Origin of the sequence: Fibrobacter sp. UWH9 (assembly GCF_900129715.1) — a bacterium.
GTDB lineage: Bacteria > Fibrobacterota > Fibrobacteria > Fibrobacterales > Fibrobacteraceae > Fibrobacter.
The window spans coordinates 1-22778 of the sequence record NZ_FQWP01000027.1 but is presented as its reverse complement, the minus strand read 5'-3'; the positions used below and the strand labels follow the sequence as shown (position 1 = coordinate 22778).

14 protein-coding genes are annotated in these 22778 nt (G+C 50.2%); 12 read left to right on the top strand and 2 right to left on the bottom strand.

The features are described from left to right. Positions 1-339: 339 nt before the first annotated feature. From BUB94_RS14670 to BUB94_RS14630, 9 genes are all read left to right on the top strand, one after another. Positions 340-2169: an ABC transporter substrate-binding protein gene (locus BUB94_RS14670; protein ID WP_073238423.1), complete on the top strand. Its 1830-nt coding sequence runs from the start codon at positions 340-342 to the stop codon at positions 2167-2169. An 18-nt stretch (positions 2170-2187) separates the two neighbouring features. Next, positions 2188-3570: an ABC transporter permease subunit gene (locus BUB94_RS14665; RefSeq protein WP_073161447.1), complete on the top strand. Its 1383-nt coding sequence runs from the start codon at positions 2188-2190 to the stop codon at positions 3568-3570. A gap of 2 nt (positions 3571-3572) precedes the next feature. Next, positions 3573-4418 carry an ABC transporter permease gene (locus BUB94_RS14660; protein WP_073161446.1) on the top strand — a complete coding sequence of 282 codons (846 nt, stop codon included), beginning with the start codon at positions 3573-3575 and terminating at the stop codon, positions 4416-4418. 9 nt (positions 4419-4427) lie between these two features. Further along, positions 4428-5426 carry an ABC transporter ATP-binding protein gene (locus BUB94_RS14655; protein ID WP_073161445.1) on the top strand — a complete coding sequence of 333 codons (999 nt, stop codon included), beginning with the start codon at positions 4428-4430 and terminating at the stop codon, positions 5424-5426. After that, positions 5416-6228, top strand: a complete 813-nt coding sequence (locus tag BUB94_RS14650) for an ABC transporter ATP-binding protein (RefSeq protein WP_073161444.1) — start codon at positions 5416-5418, stop codon at positions 6226-6228. Before BUB94_RS14655 ends, BUB94_RS14650 begins: the two co-directional genes overlap by 11 nt. Before the next feature lie 191 nt (positions 6229-6419). Beyond that, positions 6420-8222 carry a glycoside hydrolase family 9 protein gene (locus BUB94_RS14645; RefSeq protein WP_073238441.1) on the top strand — a complete coding sequence of 601 codons (1803 nt, stop codon included), beginning with the start codon at positions 6420-6422 and terminating at the stop codon, positions 8220-8222. Between the two features lie 287 nt (positions 8223-8509). Next, a complete protein-coding gene (locus BUB94_RS14640) occupies positions 8510-11224 on the top strand; it encodes a beta-L-arabinofuranosidase domain-containing protein (protein ID WP_073238420.1) in 2715 nt (904 codons plus the stop codon). A gap of 105 nt (positions 11225-11329) precedes the next feature. Further along, a complete protein-coding gene (locus BUB94_RS14635; protein ID WP_073238417.1) occupies positions 11330-13075 on the top strand; it encodes a DUF4874 domain-containing protein in 1746 nt (581 codons plus the stop codon). Positions 13076-13109: 34 nt separating this feature from the next. Beyond that, positions 13110-14939 (top strand): glycoside hydrolase family 44 protein, encoded by a 1830-nt coding sequence (locus BUB94_RS14630; protein WP_073238414.1) that lies wholly within the window; start codon positions 13110-13112, stop codon positions 14937-14939. A gap of 167 nt (positions 14940-15106) precedes the next feature. On the opposite strand, the gene rpe is transcribed toward BUB94_RS14630, so the two are convergent. Beyond that, the gene (gene rpe / locus BUB94_RS14625) at positions 15107-15754 is read right to left on the bottom strand and encodes a ribulose-phosphate 3-epimerase (protein WP_073161461.1); all 648 of its coding nucleotides are present in this window, start codon (positions 15752-15754) and stop codon (positions 15107-15109) included. A 137-nt stretch (positions 15755-15891) separates the two neighbouring features. Here rpe and BUB94_RS14620 point away from each other — a divergent pair, with 137 nt between their 5' ends. From BUB94_RS14620 to lysA, 3 genes are all read left to right on the top strand, one after another. Further along, entirely contained in the window at positions 15892-16398 is a 507-nt protein-coding gene (locus BUB94_RS14620) for an early set domain-containing protein (protein ID WP_073238411.1), read from the top strand. A gap of 184 nt (positions 16399-16582) precedes the next feature. Continuing rightward, the gene (locus BUB94_RS14610; protein WP_139260263.1) at positions 16583-19489 is read left to right on the top strand and encodes a CotH kinase family protein; all 2907 of its coding nucleotides are present in this window, start codon (positions 16583-16585) and stop codon (positions 19487-19489) included. Between the two features lie 269 nt (positions 19490-19758). Continuing rightward, the gene (gene lysA, locus BUB94_RS14605; protein ID WP_073238402.1) at positions 19759-21021 is read left to right on the top strand and encodes a diaminopimelate decarboxylase; all 1263 of its coding nucleotides are present in this window, start codon (positions 19759-19761) and stop codon (positions 21019-21021) included. 122 nt (positions 21022-21143) lie between these two features. On the opposite strand, the gene BUB94_RS14600 is transcribed toward lysA, so the two are convergent. After that, positions 21144-22370: a LamG-like jellyroll fold domain-containing protein gene (locus BUB94_RS14600; protein ID WP_073238399.1), complete on the bottom strand. Its 1227-nt coding sequence runs from the start codon at positions 22368-22370 to the stop codon at positions 21144-21146. Positions 22371-22778 lie beyond the last annotated feature (408 nt).

Here is a 22778-nt window from a genome sequence, read left to right as displayed (position 1 = left end):
GGGGAGTTTCACCAGGATTGTGAGGAGGGAGGTTCCTCCTGGGGGGGGTGTGGATTGTGAAATTTCCTGTTTACAATGGGGGGGCGCAGGTAGGTCCCGCATACCTTGAATAGGTGAAAGTGTGATGGTTGATTCCTTGGTACCGCTCAAAATGTCCTTGTTTGTAAACTTCCGTAAACTTTGAGTGCCGTGCAGGGCCCGAAATTTCGCTGTTTTGGCCATGGTTGCTGTTGCAAACGCATTTTCGGGTTGACTCGGAAACAGATTTTTCTTTAAAAACTATATTACGTGAGAATTTTTTTCACACAAGCTTTTTTAGCTTACTTAAAGAGGACACAAATGATTGGAATGAAATCAATTGCCAGGACGGCGCTTGCGCTCACGGCAACTGGTGCGCTTCTTTCCGGCTGCGGCGACGCATCTTCGGAAGGCGGACTGGCTAGCGGTGCATTGCCTCGTCAGGAAACGCTTTACTTGTCTGGCCAGCAGACTTCTGCTCCGGGTTCTTTCAACCCCCTGGCAGAAAGTTGGGCTGCATCTTGGCCGGTAGGTGGACGCTTCAACCTGATGTATGAACCGCTCATCACTTATAACTCCCTGAACGGTCAGATCGAAGATCTTCTGGGCCACCTGGTCGAAGAACTTTCCAATAATGACAGTATCGTTGTTGACTTGAACCCCGCTGCAAAGTGGAGCGATGGCAAGCCGGTGACCTCCACCGACGTGACCTTCATGCTTCTCCGCGGTTCCATCAACTCTGCTGAACAGATTTCTGCAATTCACGTTGATACTTTGAAGAACGGACCTGAAGGTGTGGTTGCCGAACGTCTTTCCTTCATTGTGAACAAGCAGGCTCGTAACAACCCGCTTACCGTTCGTGACTTGCTGCAGGCTACCCGTATCGCTCCGGCTCACATCTTCGAACCCATGATCAAGGAAAAGGGGCTGGACGAAGTGAAGAAGATGCCCATGGATCAGAACCCCGTGGTGTCCGGTCCGTATGCACTCCGCTCTGCAAACGAAACCAAGATTATTCTTGAACGTCGTGACGACTACTGGGGCAACGCCGCTCTCCATAACGGTCAGCTTCCTGCTCCTAAGTACATCGTTCACCCGATTTACAAGAACAACGAACATAACACCATCGCTATGCGCGAAGGTAACCTGGATGCTTCTCAGAGCTTCATTCCTCGTATTAACCGTAAGGCTGCTGCCGGCGTTCATACTTGGTGGGATGAACCTCCTTATTTCCGTCCGGGTGCAATGCCCATGCTCGTCATCAACACCACTAAGGAACCGTTGAACGACAAGCGTTTCCGTCGCGCTCTCGCAACCGCTATTGACTACACTGCTCTCCGTCAGTTCGCAGTCTCCAACTATACTTCCACCCTGAAGGCTGGCCTTATCATGCCCACCGACCTGGAAGGTAAGTACATCGTTGACGAAGACCTGCCCAAGTATGGTGCAAACCTCTCTATTACCGACGATGCTGAACGTCTGAATGCTGTGAAGCAGATGCTCTCCGAAGCTGGCTTCAAGTCTGTGTTCAATGACGATGGTACCCTGGATCATATGGAAAATGCCAAGGGCGAACGTCTGCCGACTTTGTCCATCACTTCCCCTGCCGGTTGGACCGACTGGGAAGCTATGGTCACTATCGCTGTTGACGGTATGCGTAAGGCTGGTATCGATATTCGTGAAGGCTTCGTGGATGGTGGTCAGTACTGGCCGGCTATGGGTCTTGGCAACTTCGACCTGGTTATGCACAAGCCGGTTGCCGACGTGACTCCGTCTCTCCCCTGGAGCCGCTTCAACGAAATCATGTCTTCTCGTGACTGGACCGACCTCGGTGGTTGGGCTGGCGTGAACATCGGCCGTTACAACAAGCCGGGTTCTCCTGAATACCGTCCGGAAGTCGACCAACTTTTGTCTGCAATTCCGCTGATGACTGATTCTACTGAAATCGCAAAGGCTTACCGCGAACTGAACAAGATCTTCATGGAAGATCAGCCGTCCATCCCGCTGGTATACCTGCCGGAACAGTTCTACGAATTCAGCGACCGCGTATGGACCAACTGGCCCACCGCCGCTAATCCGTATGCTCCTGCCCAGCTCCCCTGGGTTGCATCCGGTACCAAGATTCTCTGGAACTTGAAGCTTGCAAAATAAAGGTTAAAAGGAATACAAATGCTTAAACAATATCCTATGCTACGCTATGTCCTGCAGAAGGGGTTCTGGTATCTCCTGACCTTCGTCTTTGCAGTGGCATTGAACTTCGCTTTGCCCCGCGTGGGCGGTAGCGACCCGGTCGACATCATCATGGGTCAGGCCGGTAAGGGTCTTTCTCCGACTGAAGCTCAGAAGAAGAAGGCCGAACTCCTGGTTTCTTTCGGCATGGCCGAACTGGATGAACAGGGCAATCCTGTTTACGAACCGGAAGTTGACGAAAACGGCCAGATGGTCACCAAGAAGGTTGCCAAGCTGGACGAAAACGGTGCTGAAGTTACCGTTACCGTCAAGGACGTAAATGAAGACGGCACTCCGAAGATGGCTGAACGTCAGAAGGTTGACGCTGAAGGTAAGCCCGTATTCGAAGAAAAGCCGGTCCTGGATGCCAAGGGCAAGCAGGTCATGATCAAGGACAAGAAGACCAAGAAGAAGGTAGCCCAGGTCGAAAAGGTGGCTGTCATGGAACAGTACCAGACCGAACATCAGGAAACCGTCATGGTTGACGAAGTCGTTATGAAGACCGAACCCAAGCGTTCCTCCGCTGTTTCTCAGTTCTTCGCTTACATTGGCAACGTGTTCAAGGGTGACCTTGGCAAGTCCTATGCCAACAACACTGAAGTGACCACCATCATCAAGAACGCTCTTCCGTGGACCCTCTTGATCCAGGCTCCCACCATCCTCTTGGGTTGGATCATCGGTAACCTTCTCGGTGCTTTCGCTGCTTACAAGCGCGGCATCTTCGACAAGGTGTTCTTCCCGGTTGCTATGTTCCTGAACGGTGTTCCGTACTTCGTGTTCGGTATGCTTCTCGTGGCTCTCTTCTCTATCACTCTCGGCTGGTTCCCGGCTGTGGGTAACATGAGCCCGGATATTCAGGAATTCACCTTCTCCTGGGCTTGCCTCAAGAGCGTCGGTTGGTACTACATCCTGCCGTTCTTCTCTTGCTTCCCCATCCTTCTTTCCGGTCAGGCTACCGGTATGCGTTCCATGTCCATCTATGAACTTGGTACCGACTACATGAAGTATGCTAAGTGGCTGGGCCTCCGTGAAGGCCGCATCATTAGCTATGTGTTCCGTAACGCTATGCTCCCGCAGCTCACTGGTCTTGCCCAGTCTCTCGGTGCAATGGTGGGCGGTGCTCTCATTACCGAAATGATCTTCTCTTACCCGGGCCTCGGCATGGCTATGCTCGACGCCATTAACAAGCAGGACTACGCTACCATCCAGGGTTGCACCTTGATGATCTCTACCTGCGTTCTCGTTGCAAACTTCGCTGTTGACGTCCTGATCGCAGTCTTCGACCCGCGTGTTAAGGCCGGTCTCCAGATGGGAGGTAAGTAATCATGGGAAAGCTCTTTAGAAACCTTCTCAAGTCTCCGATGTTCGTCGTCGGTATCTCTATCTTCGTTCTCACCCTGTTGATCGCTGTCTTCGGACCGCTGCTCTACAGTGTTGACACTCATGCCCGTGACATCCTGGCTGGCCCCTATGCCGGTTCCAGCTCCGCTCACCTGCTTGGCACCGACCACCTGGGTCGTGACTATGTGTCTCTGTTGATCGAAGGTCTCGGCAACTCCCTCTATGTGGGCTTCCTTGCCGGTATCATTGCTACTACTCTCGGTGTTCTTATTGGTCTGTTTGGCGGTTTCCGCGGCGGCTGGATTGACGAAGTCCTGAACATGTTCACTAACCTGTTCATCGTTATCCCGCAGTTCGTGATTCTCGTGCTCATCAGCTCTGCCTTTAAGGATGGCCGTTCTCTGACTCTTATCGGCGTGGTGATTGGCCTTACCGCTTGGAGCTGGTCTGCTCGTGCCGTTCGTGCACAGGCTTCCTCTCTCCGTAGCCGTGACCATATCTCCCTGGCACGTATCAACGGTGCTAGCACCCTGACCATCGTGATCAAGCATGTGCTCCCGTACCTGCTTTCCTACGTGTTCATGGTGTTCATCATGCAGGTGGGTTCCGGTATTCTTTCCGAAGCTTCCATTTCTATGATCGGCCTTGGCCCTGTGGATACCACTTCTCTGGGTATCATCCTGAACCAGGCTAAGGATAACGGCGCTCTTGCTGACTCCATCTGGATCGCATTCCTGCCGGCAACTCTGGTCGTTACCTTGACCGTGTTCGCACTTTACCTGATCAATACTTCTATGGAAGGCGTCTTCAACCCGCGTCTCCGCAAGTAAGAGGTAACAATGTCTGAAAATGTATTTGAAGTAGAAAACCTCGGCCTCTATTACTTGGGTCGTTTTGGCGACAAGACCCACGCTGTTACCGACGTGTCCTTCTCCATGAAGAAGGGTGAAATCCTCGGTATCGCTGGTGAATCTGGTTGCGGTAAGTCCACTCTCGTGTCTGGCCTTATGGGCATGTGCATTCCGCCGCTGTACCCCGAAAAGGGTGACGTCCGCGTGAAACACGGCGACAAGATGGAATCCCTCATGAACCGTTCTCTCGAAGACGTGCGCGCCAACGTTTTGGCTCAGCAGGTCTCCATGATTCCTCAGGGTGCATTCAACGCCCTGAACCCGGTTCGTAAGATCAAGGACATCGCTGCCGACGTGATCGCTGCTCACCAGCAGCCCGGCAAGAAGCTGGACCAGAAGGAAATCTACGCTCGTCTCCGTGAACGTTTCGACCTGTTCGGCATGGACACTGACCGCGTTCTGAATTCTTACCCCATCCAGCTGACCGCAGGCGAACGCCAGCGTTCCGTGATCGGTATTTCTACCCTTCTGAACCCCCAGATGGTGATTGCTGACGAACCTACTTCCGCTCTGGACGTTTCTACCCAGAAGGAAGTGATCTCCATGATCTTCGACCTTCTCGATAAGGGTATCTTCAGCACCATGATCTTCATTACCCACGAACTTCCGCTGCTCTATCATGTGGCCGACAATATCGCCATTATGTATGCCGGCGAAATCGTGGAATACGGTACTGCCGAACAGATCGTTAAGGATCCTCGTCACCCGTATACCCAGGCTTTGATGGGCGCTATGCTCTCTACCGAAGCTTCTCAGCGTACCCGCCATCCTGAAGCTATCGAAGGTGCTCCTCCTAGCCTCAAGAACAAGATTGTGGGTTGCCGCTTTGCTCCCCGCTGCAAGAAGGCCTGCCCGGATTGCAAGAAGAACACTCAAGAAATCCGCATTGTCGGCGATCGTCAAGTGAGGTGCGATTATGCTAAGTGATAAGCCCGTTGTATTTTCTGCCAAGCGTATTAGCAAGGACTTCGGTGCCGGTAAGAACCTGAAGACTGCCGTGAAGGATGTTTCCTTCGACATTTATGACGAAGAATTCATCTCTATCGTGGGCGGTTCCGGTTGCGGTAAGTCCGTTCTCGCCAAGATCATGCTTGGTCTGTACGAACCCACTCGCGGTCAGTTCCTCTATCGCGACAAGCCCATCAAGAACCTGAAGGACCACTGGAACGAAGTCCAGTCTGTGTTCCAGGATCCGTTTGGCTGCTTCAACCAGTTCTTTACCATCCGCTCTCAGCTCGAAGACGCTCTGAACATCCTGAAGGATAAGCCCTCCAAGGAAGAAGTCCGTCGTCGCGTTGACGAAGGCCTGATGGCTGTGAATGTCAAGCCCGAAGATATCGAAGGCAAGTATCCCTTCGAACTTTCCGGTGGTCAGATGCAGCGTATGCTCCTCGCCCGTATCTTCGCTCTTCGCCCGAAGGTGTTGATTGCTGACGAAGCTACCTCCATGGTGGACGCCTGCGTTCGTGCAAACATCCTTGACTATCTTCGTAAGTTGAAAGACGAACTGAAGATGACCGTGATCTTCGTGACTCACGATATCGGTCTTGCCAACTACGTTTCCGACCGTATCTTCATCATGAACGAAGGTAAGATCGTGAACCAGGGTACTCCTGCAGAAGTTCTGGACAACACCAGCGAACCGCACACCCTGAAGCTGCTTGACGATATTCCTGAAGTCCACAAGACTGAATGGATCAAGAACAGCAAGCGTTCTAAGAAGGGCTAGTTCCTACTAGAACTTTGAAACGTCCCGGTTCCATGGAAATGGAGCCGGGGCTTTTTTTATCCAGTTTGCGGGACCTGTCTGACGTCCACCCATAAAAAGCATTCCTAATAGGAATAATTTGTTTTCTCTTGAAAACGCAAATGTGGCGAAAGGTTATTACAAGCGCTTTTTTTATAAGTATATTGAGCAATATGAGAACGTGTAATCTTGTATTGTCTGTCCTGGGTGCCGGAGCCCTTGCAAGCGCTTTTGCCGGCCCTCTTCTGATTAACCAGCTGGGTTTTACCCCCAATTCCGAAAAGTTGGCCGTTGTGCCGGGCAGCGATGCCAACGAACTTGAGGTTCGCGACTTGAACGGAAAGACCGTTTTGACCATGGAAGCCCCTATGGTCTATGACTGGGAATTCAGCGGGGAAGAAGTCCAGACCTATGATTTTTCTGCAGTGAAGACTCCGGGTACCTACCGCCTTTATCGCGGTGGCGAGTATCTGGGTAACCCCATCGTGATCGGCGATCGCGTTTATGAAGAGTTGGCCAAGGGTGCCATCAAGTGGTTCTATTACCAGCGTGCCAGCATGCCTATCGAGGCTCAGTACGGTGGAAAGTGGGTTCGTGCTGCTGGCCATCCTGACGATAAGGTGATTGTTTACGGTACCGATGAACGTACCGCTGCCGGTTACCAGAAGTCCGTGGGCAAGAAGCATCCCAAGGCTGGCAAGAATGTGGTTATCAATTCTTCCAAGGGTTGGTACGATGCCGGTGACTACGGCAAGTATGTGGTGAATTCTGGCATTACCGTGTTCACCTTGCTGCAGCTTTATGAAAATTTCCCCACCTACATGGACTCCCTCACCTGGAACATTCCCCGTGAGTTGAAGAACATGCCCCTGATTCTTGAAGAGGTCAAGTATAATCTGGACTGGATGCTGACCATGCAGGACGAAGACGGCGGCGTGTACCACAAGGTGACTACCTTGATGTTCGGCGGATCCGTGATGCCCGAAAAGGATGGCGCTCCCCGTTATGCCATTATCAAGAACGTGACCGCAACTCTGGACTTTGCCGCAGTGATGGCTCAGGCCAGCGTGGTGTACAAGAAGTTTGACGCCGCTTATGCGGATCAGTGCCTGAAGGCTGCCGAAAAGGCATACGCCTGGGCCAAGAAGAATCCCAAGGCTTTTTACAAGCAGCCTGATGACGTTCAGACTGGTAGCTACGCTCCCGGTGATGAAAACGGCAAGGATGAATTCCGCTGGGCGGCAACCGAACTGTACCGCGCCAAGGTGGTGGCCGGCCAGAAGGACAAGGCTGCAAGTGGCTATCTGGCTGACTTGAAGGCTAACAAGTTTACTCCCGATGGCGCCTGGTGGGGCAACGTGAATATGCTTGCCGCTTTCCGCGTGGCCATGGACGGTGCCACTTTCGGTGCTGACTTGAACAAGGCTGCCAAGAAGGTGGTGATGGATGAGGCCAACAACCTCCGTGCCGTGGGCGATACCAGCGGTTACCATCTGCCGGCATTCCCCTGGAGCTGGAACTGGGGCTCCAACAGTGCAATGGCCAACAACGCCATGGTGCTGCTCCACGCCTACTATCTGACTGGCGACAAGAGCTATGTGGATGGCGCCCAGCAGGTTCTGGACTACCTGCTCGGAAAGAACCCCATGGAAATTTCCTATGTGACCGGTTTCGGTTATCGCAGTGCCCGCAATCCTCACCACCGTCCTAGCGAAGGTGACTTTGTAGACGATCCGGTGCCTGGCATGCTGGTGGGTGGCCCGCACCTTGGCAAGCAGGATATTAACCTGGATGGCAAGGAATCCTGGAAGTGCGAAAACTATGCCGCTGCCGACAAGCCGGCCCTGGCCTACATCGACAACCGTTGCAGCTACGCAACCAACGAAGTGGCCATTAACTGGAACGCTCCCCTGGCTTATGTGGCTGGCGCCTTGCAGGCTATTTACCTGAATATTGCTAATACTCCCGCCAAGTAATTTTACTTATTGGTCGCGCGCGGGATAGCGCGAAAACTTTGAAGGGGACCTCGCCAAGGCGGGGTCCCTTTTTGTTATGTCGCGGGAGTGTGGGGCTTTGAAGAAATTGCAAAACTGATTATTATTTTGAGCCTCGCTTTTGCGAGGCCTTTTTGCGTTGTACGGCTATTGCAATAATTGCAAAACTGTTTGCTATAGGGGGTGAATATAGGCCCTTTTCGGACGTAATTTTTAGGGTGGGGAAGTTCCCTTGGTGTGTGTACGTAGAATAATATGAGGGACAAATTATGTTCGGAGTTGGTTTTCGCGGAAAGGCTCGCGTAGTTGCCTTATCGCTTGGGATTGCGGCCTTTGCTGCAAATTTTGGTTTTGCACAGGATCAGCTTTACACGGAAATGTTTCCGTTGTCGGCTGTGAAACTTCTGGATGGTCCTTTGAAGGATCGTCAGGAATTGAATGGCGAAACCCTTCTGGCTTACGATACGGATAAACTGATTGCGCCTTTCTACGAAGAGGCGGGCATGAAGCCTAAGGCAACCAAGTTTAGCAACTGGGCTGGTTTGGATGGCCATGTTCTGGGGCACTACTTGAGCGCCTTGGCTATGCATTATGCGGCTACCGGCGATACGGAAATCAAGAAGCGCATGGAATATGTGGTGGATGAACTGGAAATCATCCAGAAGCAGAATTCCAAGGATGCAAATTTTGTGGGCTATATCAGCGGCGTGCCCAACGGCAAGGCCATGTGGCTCAAGTTTAAGAACGGCGATGCCGGTGCTCAGAACGGCTATTGGGTGCCCTGGTACAACATTCACAAGACTTACGCAGGCTTGCGTGACGCCTGGATGTACGGCGGCGTGACTCGTGCCAAGGATATGTTCCTCGCTTTGTGCGACTGGGGTATTACCATTACCAACGGCCTTAACGATTCCAAGATGGAATCCATGATGGGTACGGAATACGGCGGTATGAATGAAGTGTACGCCGACGCTTACGAAATTACCAAGAATTCCAAGTACCTGGATGCGGCCAAGAAGTGGTCCCATAAGTGGCTGTTGAATGCCATGGCTTCCAACAACGACGTGCTTTCCAATAGACACGCCAATACCCAGGTGCCGAAAGTGGTGGGCTTTGCCCGCGTGGCGGAACTGAGCGGCGACAAGACTTATAAGGCGGGCGCTGAAACCTTCTGGGATATTGTGGTGAACAAGCGCAGTATCGCCATTGGCGGTAACAGTATTTCTGAACACTTCCCGGAATATGACAAGTACAACAAGTACATCGAGGAACGTGAAGGGCCCGAATCCTGCAATACTTACAATATGCTGAAGTTGACGGAACGTCTGTTCCACATGACGCCCAGCGCCAAGTATGCGGACTTTTATGAACGTGCCTTGTTTAACCATATTTTGTCTACAATCCATCCGAAGCACGGCGGCTACTGCTACTTTACTCCGGCACGCCCCCGCCATTACCGCGTTTACTCCAAGGTGAATGCGGGCATGTGGTGCTGCGTTGGCTCCGGCATGGAAAACCCGGGTAAGTATGCCCAGTTTATCTACACCAAGGAAAATGACGCGCTGTACGTGAATTTGTATGCAGCGACGGAATTGAACTGGAAAGAAAAGGGAATTAAGATTAAGCAGGAGACTGCGTTCCCCAAGGGTGAGGTGTCGAAATTTACCGTGAGCGGCGCCGGCAGTTTCAAGATGATGCTGCGTCATCCTTACTGGGTGAAGGCCGACGAATTCAAGGTTGTGGTGAATGGCGATACTGTGGTAACCAAGTCTGACGCGTCCAGCTATGTTTCTGCTGGTACTGTAAAGGCTGGCGACGTGGTGGAAGTTCTTTACCCCATGCACACTCATATCGAGGAACTTCGCGGCATGAGCGATTACGTGGCGCTGCTTCACGGTCCTATTGTGCTGAGTGCCAAGACGGGAACGGAAGGCCTTAGCGGTCTCGTGGCTGATGATGGCCGCTGGAGCCACATTGCAGGTGGCGCCTTGCAGTCTCTGGATGGAGCTCCCATGCTTGCCAGTGAAAAGGCTGACATTCCCTCTAAGTTGACCCCCGTAAAGGGCGAACCCTTGCACTTCAAGGCTCCTTACTTGTTTGCCGCCCAGAAGGATGCTAACCTGTTGCTGGAGCCGTTCTACGAAGTTCATGATGCTCGTTACATGATGTATTGGATGGTGATGACGGATCCTGCCGTTCTTGAAAAGCTGAAGAAGGAACAGGAAGAAGCCTTGGCTCTTGATGAAAAGACGGTAGACAAGGTGGCCCCTGGCGAACAGCAGCCCGAGGCGGATCATCGCATGAAGAACGAAAATTCTTCTACCGGGACTCATCAGGGTGAATTCTACCGTGATGCAGGCCAGTGCTCTGGCGGCGATGGCGGATTCATTAGCTACGAGCTGGAAACCAACAGCGAAGATTCTTTGGACCTGATGGTGCGTTACTGGGGCAACGAAGGTTGCAACCGCGCCTTTGACATCATGATCGACGGCGAAAAGCTTGCCAGCGAAAACATTTCCAACAAGTGGAAGAAGGATGAATTCGTTAATGTGAAGTATCCCATTCCCGATGAAATGGTGAAGGGCAAGAAGGTGATTACCGTAAAGTTCCAGGCAAGCACCGGCATGGTGGGCGGTATCTTCGGAGTGCGCCTGTTGCGTAACAAGCCGAAGCCGGAACCTGTTGTAGAAGATACGACCGACGCAATTGTTGCTAGCCGAAAAGTTGCAAGCTCTGTGCCGCAGCTCCGTGCCCGCGCAAATTCCGATGTGTTGCAGATCGAAGCTAGCTCTCCGTTGCAGAACAATGTGGCTGTGAAGATTTTCTCCATGGATGGCCGCCTGGTGAAGGCTCAAACATTGAATGCCGGCAGCGCAACTTTCAGCATTGGCATTGGTGACATGAAGAATGGCATGTACATTATGCGTGTGCTGCAGAACGGAAATCTGTTCGGCAATACCATCTTCACGAAAAAGGGAATTTGACCCTAGATTTGAATAAAAAATAGGTATGTAGGGAAGGTGCCCCGCTTGCGCGGGGTGCCTTTTTCTTTTGGGGAGTATATATTTAGAAGAAAGTTTGGGTTAATAATGAGTTTAAAGAGAATCCTTAATTTTATTTGTGTTGCAGTTGCCGCGGAATGTGCCGCGGTAAGTTCTGCCTTTGCTGAAAACTCTGCCCTGGCGTTGCAGGATTTGAAGTATAGTGATTCTAGAAAGTCTCTGAATAATCCTGGCAGAGGCTGGTATCGTACCCAGGGATTGCGCCTTAAGGAATCCGACAATAAGGCTGTTGGAATTTCTCAGCCTTTGACTCATTTACGTGTGGACATTTCCGCCTTTTCCGAAAAGGGCTTACAATCCATTGATTCTAGCAAGACTCCCCGCGATACGATTTACGGTGTTTCCAAACCTTTGACAGACGACGCTTTGGCGGCTCTTAATTCCACTTTTGCGAATGCTAGAGAAAAAGGCAATAAGGTCATTGTCCGTACATCCTACGATATTGATGGTCGCGGAAAACAGGATCCTCCTCAGAAAATAATTCTCGGCCATATAAAGCAGTTGGCCGAAGTTTATGGAAAGAATTCGGATGTCATTACCTATGTGGAACTTGGAATGTATGGCAGCTGGGGCGAACAGCATACCAGTAACAATGGCAGCAATGCAGAAATCGCAGAAGCCCTGCAGACCATGATTGTGAATACCCCGTCATCCATTAAGGTGGGCGTGCGTCGTCCAGATATTGTTGCTTATTGGCTGGGCGTGCAAAGTGAAACTCGAGATGACGCTGGCAACATTACCAAGGTTGGCTACGAAAATTTTGATATCAATTCCGATGTGTTCAAGGCTGCGGTAAAAGCAAAGGGTGATACCATCTATCGTGTGGGCATGTACAACGATGGCTATTTGGGAAGCACCACGGATTTGGGCACAGTGACCATGGGCAATCCAAAGCTTACTCGCGAAATGATGATTTCCTGGTTGGAACAATATTCTTTGAATACGCCTTATGGTGGTGAAATGGTGGCGAATTACAATGGCGACCATCCCATGAATACGGCACGCTACTTAAGCTATGAAGGTTTCCGAACCCATACAAGCTATTTGAATTGGGAATGGCATTACGAAACAATCCAGAACATGAAGGACTCCATTCTCGGTCCTGAATTTGGAAAGGGATTTCGTGCACCCGATTCCGAATATGTTGGTGCAACTGCTTATAAGTATGTAGAAGATCATCTAGGTTATCGCTTTGTTCTGCGAGAATCCTGGTTGCCGGATTCTTTGTATGACGACACTTTGTTCCGAGCAAAGTTCAAAATTCAGAATGTGGGCTTTGGAAATCTGACGAAATCTGCGTCTGCAAAACTTGTGTTTATCGAGGATGTAGATCCGTGTGATGTGTGCCCGGCAGCATACGAGATGGATATCAGTGATGTTTTTGACTTGCGAAAAGTTTATGGACGCTCCATTGTTGTTGATGGCTCTGATACAACTTTGACCTTTGATGGAATGAATGAATTTACCATTGAAGGAAAAAGCTCTCGAGGCAAGTACGATGTCGTCTTGCAAGTCGAAGGGATTTCCTTTGCCAATGTGAACGAATCCATCTTTATGTGCGAAAAATCTGTGGATGGGTTATACTTGGGCAAAACCTATGTTCGTCCAAAGGATATTCGAGGACCGACTTCTCTCGGGATAAAAAATCTTCATCAGAGCAACACTCGCAATAACCAGCCGATGGTTTTCCGCGACGGTTATCAAATCAAAGTTCGTGGTGGCGAGTTGCATGGTGGTAAGACATTCCGTGCGAATGGAAAAGCCGTGAAATAAAAGTCGGGTGGCGCCGACAAAAAAAGGTGGTGTTATGAAAAAGTTGTTTGGTTTTGCGGGAAGTTTGGTTCCTGCGCTTTCTCTGGTGGCGTTCCTCGGAACATCTGCCCAGGCGGAGATTTCTGTAATGGTGGATGCATCTGCCGGCGTCAAGAAAATTTCACCTTATCTTTATGGCCGTAACATTGACAAGGTCAGTGCCGATAGCGCCCGCCTTAGTGATGAGGACAAGACTTCCATCAATACGATGAACGAGGCCGGCATCCGTTTTATCCGTGCAAACTACGGCAACAATTCTACCCGCTACAACTGGCGAAAAAAGTTGACCGTTCATCCGGACTGGTACAACAACGTGAATGCCGTGGACTGGGACATTACCGCCAAGAAGATTCTGGACAACATGCCTCAAGCAGATGCCATGTATGCTTTCCAGCTGACAGGTTATGCGGCCGCCACCAACGAATACAACTTTGCAGATTGGACTTTCTACAAGGCTCATAACGATACCTGGGCCAAGGCAACCCTTGACTTGGCTGGCGGTGGCGAAGTTGCCGACGATGGAGAGACTCTCATCAAGGCTGGTGATTACAGCTTGTATTGCGAGCCTTGGCCCGCCGATTCCACTGTTGGAATTATTGACCACTGGGCAAAAGAATTGAAGTACGACATGTCCAGACTCCAGTATTGGAGCATGGACAATGAAATGGAAATCTGGAACGGCACCCACGGAGATTTGCCGCTGGATATGGATCCGGATTTCTTGGTGGAACGCTATGTTGACGTGGCCAAGAAGGCCCGCACCGTTTGGCCCGAAATCAAGTTGACGGGTCCTGTGGTTGCAAACGAATGGCAGTGGTGTACTACGGGTGCGTCTGAAGGCAAGTCTGGCCTAGGCAAAGGCGAAGACCGTAATTATTGCTGGCTTGAATACTTTATCAAGCGCCTTGCCGAAGAACAGAAAAAGTCTGGCGTCCGTATGCTTGACGTGTTTGACATGCACTGGTATCCCTCGGAAAAGACTTACGCAGAACGTGTCAATTGGCACCGAGTTTTCTTTGATACCACCTACAATTATTCTGGTGCTAATGGTATTAAGTTGGTCAGCGGCAAGTGGGATAACAACCAGACCAAGGAATATATTTTCGAACGTGTGAATGGTTGGCTGGATCAGTATTTCGGTAAAGGTCACGGCATTACCTTGGGCCTTACCGAAACTTCCATTATTGACGAGAAAGATCCCATGACCACGGCGATTTCATATGCATCCTGGCTTGGAACCTTTATGGATCACGGTGTGGAAATTTTCACTCCCTGGACATGGGGCGATGGCATGTACGAAGTGCTGCACCTCTTTAGTCGCTATAACGGGGAATTCCGAGTGCAGTCTGAATCCAGCAACGATTCTTTGCTTTCAGCCTATTCCTCTGTAAGCAACGCAAGAGATTCCATGACGGTGATTCTTGTGAACCGCGCAGAAAAGGATGCCCAGAGTGTTTCCTTGAATGTGAAGGGCTTGAAGAATGTTGGAGCCTCTGCAGAAACTTTGACATTGACAGAAATCAGCGGTGAAACTTTCGTTTCTCACGAAAGCAATGCGTTGAAGATGGGGACCGCAACAGTTTCCGCGGCTGTTGACGGTGCTGGTACAGTGGCTCTCGAAGTGCCTGCAAAGTCCATTGTGGCGGTACGCTTGACTGCTGATGCGGGCGAAGTGATTGAGGCTATTGCAAAACCCATTGTGCGGAACGATCGTCGCCACAATAACCTGCCTATGATTTTCCGCGATGATTACCAAATCAAGGTTCGTGGCGGTGAACACTTCGACAATAAAATTTTCCGTGTGAATGGAAAAGTGGTGAAGTAAAAAAAGTCAACGATGGATTTAATAATAAATGCCCCGGCACAAAAGTGTCGGGGTTTTAAGTTTTTTGGATCCTTCGCTTCGCTCAGGATGACGCAAGTGAGTTTCCTCAGGGTGACGAGGCTGTCACTACTTTCGTCGGCATGACGTGCAGCGTGACGTGTGGTCAATTAGCCGTTGACGAGTTTCACGAACTCTCTGCAGACTTCTTCGGGATTGGGCTTGCCGAAGATTGCGGAACCTACCACGAATACGTTTGCGCCAGCTTCCTTGCAAGCCAGGATGTTGTCCAGCTTGACGCCACCATCGATCTGGATGTCAAGTTCCGGCTTCATCTGGCGAAGTTCGCGGATCTTGTCCAGGCAATAGGGGATGAGGCTCTGGCCGCCGAAACCCGGATTCACGGACATGACGAGGACCATGTCAACGATGTCCAGCACATGCTTGATGTTAGAAAGCGGGGTTGCGGGGTTGATGGCCACAGCGGGCTTTACGCCAAGTTCTGCAATCTGGTGCAGCAAGCGGTCCAGATGGTTAGTGGTTTCGGCGTGGACGCTAATGAGGTGTGCGCCGGCCTTAGCAAATTCAGCCACGTAGTTTTCGGGGTTGGCAATCATCAGGTGGCAATCCAGGGGGAGGCTGGTGCCCTTCTTGACGCAGGCGGAAATGCCCGGGCCAAAGCTGATGTTGGGGACGAAATGACCGTCCATGATATCCAGGTGAACGAGGCCTGCGCCGCCGTTTTCGATAGCCTTGAGGCCGTTACCCAGTTCCAAAAAGTTTGCGTTCAATACGCTAGGTGCGATAATCTGCTTCATGAATTGCAAGTTAGAAATTTTGCCAAGGACTCGCAAGACCATGTAACGGCTTGGCATGGAATTTGCAAACAAACATTAGACGGATAAATTACATTTTACTATCTTTACGCTTAAATAAAAACCAAGGAGAAAATAAAATGTCTAAAGGTACTAAGACCGTAGTTGCAAAGCCGGCTGCCAAGAAGGCTGCTGCTAAACCCGCTGCAAAGGCTGCCACCAAGGCCGCAAAGCCCGCCGAAAAGAAGCCCGCTGTAAAGGCCGAAGAAAAGGTTGTTGCTAAGAAGGCTCCTGCAAAGGCTGCCGCTAAGCCTGCAGCAAAGGCTGCTACTAAGGTTGCAAAGCCCGCTGCCGAAAAGAAGACTGTTGCCAAGGCCGCTCCCAAGGCTCCCGCCAAGGCTGCAAAGAAGTCTGCCGCTCCCAAGAAGGTTACTCAGGAAGTCGTTGCTGACTGTCCGCTGGCTACCACCGTTTCTATCGCAGGTACCTTCAACAACTGGATGGTTGATGTGGACATGCTGAAGAAGGACAAGAAGACTGGTCTCTGGAAGATCAAGCTGGAACTTGTTCCGGGCGATTATGAATACAAGTTTGTTTGCGACGGTGAAAACTGGGACGTAGGCGACAACAAGATCATGCACGTTTAATTTGCTGATTTTACAAATTGCGTTTGAGAAGGTTCCTCTAAGGAGGGGCCTTTTCATTTTTAGGTTAGAATGCCTGGATTATTGGGAAAGTTTCTTTGTTGGGTAGAATTTTCTTTGCGGTAAAGAATTAGATTCTCTATGGAGAAATTTTAAACAAGTGTGGGTAGAGAATATTGTGAAGGGAATGAAGTTCTTTTTTGCGGGAATTTTGGGCGCGTTGGCTCTGAATCTTGGGGCTTGCGGCTCTGACGATAAAAGTTCCACGGCTCCGATGGATGAATTGTCATCGGGTTCTGAAGATTATTTGTTTTCGTCAGGTGAGGAAAATTCTAACGGTTTAGTTTCCGGTTCTTCAGATTCGTCGGTTGATTCGTTGGCGGGAACATCTTCAAATTCCTTGACAAGTTCCGCAGAGGACTTGTCGGCAGGTTCCGCGACGGACCCTACGGCAGACACGGTTGTTGCGCTGAAAAATCCTCCGGTCATCTTTACCGAAGTGGACCTTGTGAATTTGTCTTACAAGGATGAAGAAGGTGGTGACGCCGGTTGGGTGGAAGTTTATAATCCAGCAGATACGGCGGTAAACCTGAAGGGTTATTATCTGACCAACTCCAAGGCGGAACAGACCAAGTTCCAGTTTGGCAATGTGGTAGTTCAGCCAAAGTCCCACATGATTGTTTACCTGTCTGGGAGAAACTTGCCGGACTATGTGGCGCCCCATGATACTGTCAATCTTTTGAGTTCCTATTGTGAAGGGGAAACGGATGCGGTAAATTATCCTGGTCGTGGTGCCAGCGAAATAAAACCTTTGGATGGTGCGTCCGATTTTTGCTTTGTGGAAAACGGAGTGAATAGGGCCGGCGCCCAGATGATTCCCGTGAAGTCGTCCCTGGGTTATTACGTTTTGTCATTGACCATCGGCTCGACGAACGAGGGTAAGGTTCCTGTGGATCTTTCCAAGGCAAATCAGTTCCAGTTGAAGGCTTACATCCCCAAGGATCACGAAGTCTACTTCAAGATTTTGCAGAAGGGTTTCCGCGAAATTAAAAGCTGGAACAAGATGCTGGTGGGAACGGGAGATTCCAACACGGTTTATTCCATTAGGCCGCCTCTTCATTCTGACTATCCCAACCTGGCTGAAATTACGGGTCTTCGCCTGGACAAGGATTATCACGATTCTCTTGCTACAGATATTAAGGTTTTCAGTTATATCGCCTATAGCCGCGGAAACGAACCTCACGCCAATTTCAAGTCCAAGAAGGAAGGCGGTTCCCTTTATTTGTTCAATGGCGAAAAACAGCTTGTGGATTCCGTGATGTATCCGGCGGCTGTTATCGGAAAAACTTGGTCCCGAGAAATTGCGGCAGTCAATGGTGTGGTCGCCGGCGCAGTTACCAGTACCTTCGCGAAGTGGGGCTTCGCAAATGCAACGCCTTATGGTGAAACTGTAGGCGCTGTGGAAAATGCTCCCCAAACTGTGAAAACAGAATTCCCCAACTCCGGTTTTTATTCTGCGCCTTTCTCTATTGCCTTTGGAACTGATGATGAAATCCGCTGTGAAAAGGGCGGTACTGTTCCCACAGCAACGAGCCCGCTGATGGTTACTAGTTTGAAGATTGATACCACCACGGTTTTGCGCTGTGCTACTTTTGAAAACGGTGCGGTTCCTGGAAACGTCATCAACCGCACTTATGTTTTTGAAGACCAGCCTACGGTCGCTTCCGTATTTATTACTGGCGATCCGCTGCAGATGTTCCATGCCGATTCCGGCTTGTTCATGAATGAAAATTTCTGGGGCGACAAGGAAATTCCTGTGAACATTGAATTGCTGGAAGCCGGTCAAAAGGTGAGCGGCTTCAGCGAGAACGCAGGTCTTGCCATTAGCGGTAACGCCACCCGAACTTGGGCGAAGAAATCTGTGGAAATTACCTTCCGCGAAAAGTACGGAAAGAATAAACTGGATTATGTGCTGTTCCCGGAATTTCCTGACTTGAAAAAATTCAAGAGCTTCAAACTGCGCAACAACGGAAACAACTATCACTTTGATTACATCCGCGATATGTTGGCTTCCTCCATTACGGAAGGCCTGGGCATTGATTATCAGCATGGCCGCGCCTCCATTGTTTTCTATAACGGGGAATACTACGGCATTCATAACATTCGCGAATCCTCCAACAAGAATTATTACCTGGCCAAGTACAATCTGGACGGGGACCAGGTGGACATCTTGAATAGTTCCGCTGAATCTATCACAGGCTCCCCGGTGGATTTCATTGCGCTGACCAACTTCTTGCTTACTAAGACCATGACTGATGAAGATGTGGCCACTGTGAATGAGCAGATGGATTTGAACAATTTCATCAACTACTATGCTGCAGAAATATTTGCAAACAATCGCGACTGGCCCGGCAACAATCGCAAGGTTTGGCGTGGGAGTTGCCCCAAGACTCCCTGGAAGTGGTTCATGTACGATACGGATATGGCCTTTGACAACTCCCAGACTGATAAACAGGAAAACTTGAAGGGAAATATTTTTGAGTTTGTGACGGCTGCAAGTTCCGGCTGGCCCAACAATCCTGAATTCACTCAGCACTTGCGCATGTTGCTGAAGAATGAAAATTTCAAGGCCGCGTTCATCAACCAGATAGCCGCCATTCTTTGCATGAACTTTAGCGCAGAACGTGTGGTGGCCCGCATGGAAAAATTGAATGGAGCCATCACCGCCGAAGTAGCCCGCGATCAAAAACGCTGGAGCAAGAACGTGGCTACTATGACGGAACATGAAGGCAGAATCAAGACCTTCGCCACCACCCGCCAGGATGTGGTCCGCAACGAAATGAAGGAACATTTTGCCTTGGGCGAAATGGTGGACGTGACTCTCGCAAGTTCTGGCAATGGCAATGTGCAGGTTCATTACTTGCCGTTGGATAAATCCTCACTGAAGATCAAGTTCTTCAAGGGTACGCCCGTGACGCTTACTGCTGTGCCGAAGGATGGCGGAATATTCATAGGCTGGAGTGATGGCGTCAAGGACGCAACTCGCACCATTGATCCTGAAGACGGCTTGAAGATAACTGCGAACTTTAAGTAAACGTCATATCAGCGCAAGTCCTTCTGGAGGTTCGATATGAAAAAAGCCATGAAGATAAAATTAGAGTTTCTGTTAGGGACCGCAGTGGCGTAGCCATTCGAATGGGTTTACGTTTTTTGTAAGACGTTCCCAGAACCCGGTTGAACGAAAAACGCCGGAGGCGTTTATAGCGCAAGGGCCCGGCTGGCGCGAGCCAGCAACAGCCAAAAAAATATTCTAAATTTCGCGCTGTAATTTAATGAGGCGCGCCGCGCCAGAAAAGGGAAAACATGAAGAACACTAATATCCCCGAAGAACAGTTTGTGAAGGCTGCCGCTCAGTTCGGCACCCCGCTTTGGATTTACGACCGCGCAACAATCGAACAGCGTTGCAAGGAAGTGAAGGTTTTTGATAACGTGCGTTTCGCCCAGAAGGCTTGCCCCAACCTGAGCGTGATCTCCCTGGTCCGCAAGCAGGGTTGCGTGGTGGACGCTGTGAGCGCCGGTGAAATTGTCCGTGCTCTCAAGGCTGGCTACAAGGGTGGCTGCGAAAAGGGTAAGGTTCCTGAAATCGTTTACACCGCCGACATTTTCGACAAGGATGCTCTGGAACTGGTAAAGGAACACAACATCGCTGTGAACGTGGGTTCCCCGGACATGATCCAGCAGCTGGCTGATGCCGGTGTGAAGTCCGAACTCACCATCCGCGTGAACCCGGGCTTTGGCCATGGCCACTCCCGCAAGACTAACACTGGTGGCGATCTTTCCAAGCATGGTATCTGGCACGAACAGATCAAGGACTGCGTGAAGCTTGCCCAGGAAAACGGCATGTGGATCACTGGTCTTCACATGCATATCGGTTCCGGTTCTGACTTTGAACATTTGGCATCTGTTGCCGACGCCATGTGCGACGCTAGCCGTCGTCTCGGTTCTCACCTCCGCACCATCAGCGCAGGCGGTGGTCTTCCCATCGAATACCACGAAGAAAACAAGGGCCCGCACATCGACATGGCTGCCTACTATGGCATTTGGGATGGCGCCCGCAAGAAGATCCAGCAGAGCATCGGTCACGACGTTCACCTGGAAGTGGAACCGGGTCGCTACCTGGTTGCAGAAAGCGGCTACCTCATGGCTGAAATCCGCGCTGTGAAGAAGCAGGGCGACAATCTGTTCTACATCGTGGACGCTGGCTTTACCGACCTGGTTCGCCCCAGCTTCTATGGTTCCTACCATCAGATCTCTGTCATCGCCCGCGATGGCCGCGAGCTGAACGAAACTGTTGACGCCGTTGTTGGCGGCCCCCTCTGCGAATCCGGTGACGTGTTCACTCAGGAAGAAGGAGGCTTCGTCGTGACCCGCAAGCTCCCCAAGGCTAAGGTGGGCGACCTCCTGGTTCTCCACGATGCTGGCGCTTACGGTGCTGCAATGTCCAGCAACTACAACAGCCGTCGTTACGCTGCCGAAGTGATGTACACCAACGGCGAAATGAAGGTTGTCCGAGAAAGACAATCCTTCGAACAGATGTTGCAGAACGACAAGATTATCGAATTCTAAGTTTGCGATTCCTGCGGGAATCACGTGACTCAATGAAAATCAAAAAAAGCCGGCGATTAATTTCGTCGGCTTTTTTGTGTGGGGATTTCACCTTGGTGAGTTTCCCTTTTTGTTTGCTTTGTTTATTCGAAATCGTAAAGTAACTGGGAAGTTACTCTTATGTTGTCGAAGGAACCTTTTACCATGAAATTGGATACGCCGCTTATACCCGTCATGCAGCATGTGTTCTTGTAGCCGATGTAGAGGTCGTTGCGTGCTCGGAATGATGGACTGTAACCGTAAGGGTCCATGATGTAGGCCAGTTGTTTGCCGTTCAGGAATATGGCTGTTTTTGATCCGTCCCACTGGCCGGCGATTTTATTCCAGCCGTCCTTAAATACAACTGGGGCGGAAACATAGTCATATCGATCGCTTCCATTCTTGAAGAAGAAAAGCTTGCTTTCGCTGACAACAAAAGTTAATCGTCCTTCGTTGTTTCCCACCAGAGCGCTTCTTTTGTAGTCAAAGTTTTCGCCGGGTTTGAAATAGAATTCGATGGTTCCCTGGGGGAGGGTGTCTTCCATGGCGATGGGCAGCTGGACGTTCTTGTTCACGAGCGTCAAAGCCTTTCCTGTATAGCCGTTCTCAAGTGTTCCGCTTTCCCAAGTATAATCGCCTTCGAAATCTTCAAAGTATTCCAATGAATAGAGTGATGAGGAACTTGAACTAATGAATTCCGAGCTGCTGGATACGGCGTTGTAGTAAACTGTATTGGATGAATTTACGGACAAATTCATAGAAGAACTGGAACTGCATTCTATGCTGCTGCTTGACTGCTCGTATTCAATTTGGGTGGAGTGTTCCGGTTCGGAGGAGGTGAGGGCGTCGCTTTTGATGTAGCTGATTGTTCCAGCCTCTTTCTTGCAGAGACAATTGGGGATGTTCCAAATGCCCATGTCGCTAATGACTGCGATGTAGGCCGCGTCGGTTCCCAGCTTGAAGGTGCAAGCGTAGGCGTCGCTGGAAGAATGGACGGAGTAGATTTCGTAGGTCCCGTGACTATCCTGGATGGTTGTGTCGAACCGGTTTTTCTGTTCGTTGTATTTGACCTTTGTACAGGTGGCGCCGTAGTAATCCAGGAAATAGCTTGTGCGATCGCATACAAAAGTCTTTAGATAGGTGTTATCCGATAGACCCTCTTCCCAGTAGGCACTTTCGTCAACGTTGTATTCTTCGTTGCAAGTTTCAAGGGGCGATTTGGATGGAGCCTCGATTGCGAAGTCTGCGTTGCTCTCTGAATCGCTGCAACTAGCCAGGTTCAACATGAAAAATGCGGCTGTTGTTGCCAAAGCGTGGTGCTTAAGCTGCATGAATCCTCCTAATTTTGGTGCCAAATTTAGAATTTTCGAGTTTTTTAGAAGATGGGGTGGAATAATGAAATGAAAAAATGGGGATAGTCGGGCATTCAAGCGCTAACCTGGAGAAAATAAATGTGGATAGAATGTTAATAAATTGTAGTTTTTGTGGATTAAAAACAGTTATCTTTGAAAAATCGCAAAAAAAGTGAATTTTTTTGCAGAAATGCCCTTGACATTCATCCAGAAAATTCTATAATTGGCCTCACCTCCGAACGAGACAGCCGAAACGCTGAAACGGACGGAAGCGAGAACCCGAGAGGCTCTCGAGAAGATTGAAGGAATCGGAGATGTGCTTAGTGACGGCCCAAGAAATTTCTTGGAATTAGTCAAATACGAACGTGATTACGGGACCAAGACTTT